The organism is Mycobacterium sp. TH-M116, assembly GCF_057473685.1.
This window is the reverse complement of record NZ_JBYCLC010000400.1, coordinates 1-2,696: the sequence shown is the minus strand read 5'-3', so window position 1 is coordinate 2,696 and position 2,696 is coordinate 1. Positions and strand designations below refer to the sequence as shown.

Annotated in this window: 2 protein-coding genes; both read right to left on the bottom strand. The window is 68.3% G+C overall.

From position 1 onward, the window contains the following. A partial coding sequence (locus AC2VOK_RS20655) for a putative inorganic carbon transporter subunit DabA (protein WP_428902106.1) occupies nucleotides 1-1,156 on the bottom strand: 1,156 nt, incomplete at its 3' end. After that, a partial coding sequence (locus tag AC2VOK_RS20650) for a proton-conducting transporter transmembrane domain-containing protein (RefSeq protein ID WP_428902105.1) occupies nucleotides 1,153-2,696 on the bottom strand: 1,544 nt, incomplete at its 5' end. The genes AC2VOK_RS20655 and AC2VOK_RS20650, both read right to left, overlap by 4 nt.

Genomic DNA, 2,696 nt, shown 5'->3' with positions numbered 1-2,696 from the left:
TGTCGTATGCCCCCAGGGATTCCACGTGGCGACGCAGCCCCTCGGACCGGGTGTCGATGCAGCACACGAGCTGGGCTTGCGCGCGCCCACGTCTTGGTGTCGGCGCGTTGCACGCCAACGTCTGCAGCAACGCATCGCGGTAGTTACCCTCGTAAGCCTGCTGCCAGACCATGGTCCGCGCGGTGACGGGCAACGCCGACAACACCCTCGCCGCCGCGCCGATCTCGGCGTCGTCGACCTCGTCCAACCCGTGAATTCGGGCCAGCGCGCCGGCCCGTTCCCGGGCTGAGGGAACCGGTTGATCGACGGCGCCGCCAGACTCGGGACCCGGCGCAGAGCCGCTGTGCGACAACAACACCGCCTCGTAAATCAGCCGCATCGCGAGGTAGTCCAGCAGGTCCATACCGGTCGTGCGGTCGGCGGCCCAACGGACGTGGGCGGCCCAGCCCGGAAGTCGGGTCAGGTGCGCCTGCAGGTAGGTGATCCGTTCGTCGTCGGCGACGGTCAACTGTTGCAGAGCCTGCAAAGCCGCATCGTCGGCTCGGTCGGCCACCTTGCGCAGCGCCGCCCGGATGCTCCTGCTCAGCGTGTGATCCCCGGCGGCCAGTTCCCGCCAAGCGTGGTAGAAACCGTCCCGCTGCCCGGGCATCCCCCAGCCCGCCGCAGAGGAACCAAAGTACGCCGTGCACCATTTCGCGGTTTGGTCGTCGACCTGCTGAGCAATCCGTGGTGCGGCCTTCTCGCTGCGGGTCATGCTGCGTCGCTCGGGTGCCGCGGCGGGTTCGCCGTGCAGAAGGTCGGCGCGCAGCAATTCCGCGGGCGTAACCGAGCGGTCCCCCATCCGGACGGGCTCTCCGTTGAGCAGCGCCGGGTAACGCTGCCGCAGCACCGAATCCAGGTCGGCGTCGGTGATCCGCCCGCGACGGTAGAGATCGCGGTAGGTGGTCTCGTCCAGCACGCCCCGAACACCGTAGAGATCGCCGGCGCGCCGGACCGCCTGCTCGAAGGGCATCGATTCCAGCCCCGCCAGGGGGTTGACCGCAATGAACGTCTCCAGCGGGTAGTGCGTGGGGATGACGCGGGCGGCGAGGTTGACCTCACTGCGCAGCCGCGCGCGGCGGGTTTCCATCGAGACGTGTTCTGCCCCCGTAGTCACCGGAGCGCTCCTGTCGTTGTCATCGGAATCTGTCCTGCTACAAATGCTTTCGTGTACAAGGCACGCTGAAACCGACCAGTGCGACCGCCGGGCGGCGCCTGGCGCAGCAGCGTCAGCCCGCCCAGGGTGACGGCCACCGCGGCGAGGCCGGGAGACGCGCCAGCGGGCACGGTGACCGCGGGCAGGTCGGGAGCCAGGAATCCGGTCACCGCACCCATCAGCGCCACATACCCGAGCGCCGCCACGAGCAACGCCGCGACGCCGAGGAGGGCAGCTCTCGCGCTTGGGACTCGGGTCAGCCAGCCGGTCAACGCCGCCGCCGCGGCCGCCCAGGTGAACACCAGCAGTGCTTCAGCCGAACCGTGTTCGACGTCAGGAACGCGCACGATGTTGGCGGCCGCGTACAGCACAGCGGCGGACAGGAGCATCGCCGCGAGCCGGATTGCCGTCTGCCGTGCCGCGGTCAGGGCCGGGGCGGTTGGCCTGGAAGCCTTTTGACGGCGCCTGGCTATCGCCGAACCGGACGACAGGAACAAAGTGGCCTTGTAGAAGCCGTGGCCCACCAAATGGAACACCGCCGCGGCGGACAGTCCCAAGCCGCACGTCAGGATCATGAATCCCATCTGTGCCATCGTCGAGTACACCAATGACCCCTTGACGTCTGGCCTGGTGAGCATGATTACGCCGCCGTAGACCATGCTCAGCAGGCCGGCGCCGAATGCCAGCGCCATGGCGACGGGAGATCCGCTGACGATGGGGGCGAGTCGGACCAGTAGTACACCGCCGGCGTTGACGACACCGGCGTGCAGTAGCGCTGAGACGGGTGTCGGTGCGGCCAGGGTCGCAGGCAGCCAGCGCTGGAACGGAATTTGGGCCGAGCGTGACAATGCTGCCACGACGATCAGTGCGGCCGCCGCCAGCAGAAGTGGCGATTGCTCGATTCCGTTGTGGCTCAGAGTTGACAGCCTGACACTGCCCCGCTTGGCGGTGAGTAGGCCGACAGCCAGCCACAGCGCGAGGTCGCCGAGCAGGAATGCCGTTGCGGTGCGCCGCACTCCCTCTCGTGCGGCGGGCAGCTCCCAATAGGTGGCCAGCAGCAGGCACAGCGCGATACCTGCCGACGTCCAGCTGAGGGCCAGCCCGACCAGGGTTCCGGCAGTCATCAGGCCGGCGGATGCGCTGGTGAGCAGGCCGCTGCCGGCCACGAACCAACGCGAGCGTGTGTCACGCGCAAGGTATCGCAAAGCGAAGCCCTGGACCACCGTGCTCACCCCGTAGACCAGCACCAGCAGCAGAGCGCTGAGCCTGTTGGCTTCCAGCTCGAATAGTCGGGTGCCGTGATCGGCGCCCACCGTGGCCGACACGGAACCGTGGGCGGTCACGTCAAGCCCGAGCATGACTGCGCCGACGAATCCCATACCGGCGGCCGAGGCCCCGATTCTGCCCACGAGGCGGGGGGATCGGGAACCGGCCAGCAGCGCACTCAGTGAAGCGAGGAGCGGCAGTGCCACAACACCGACGAGCATCGGAGGAGCGGTAT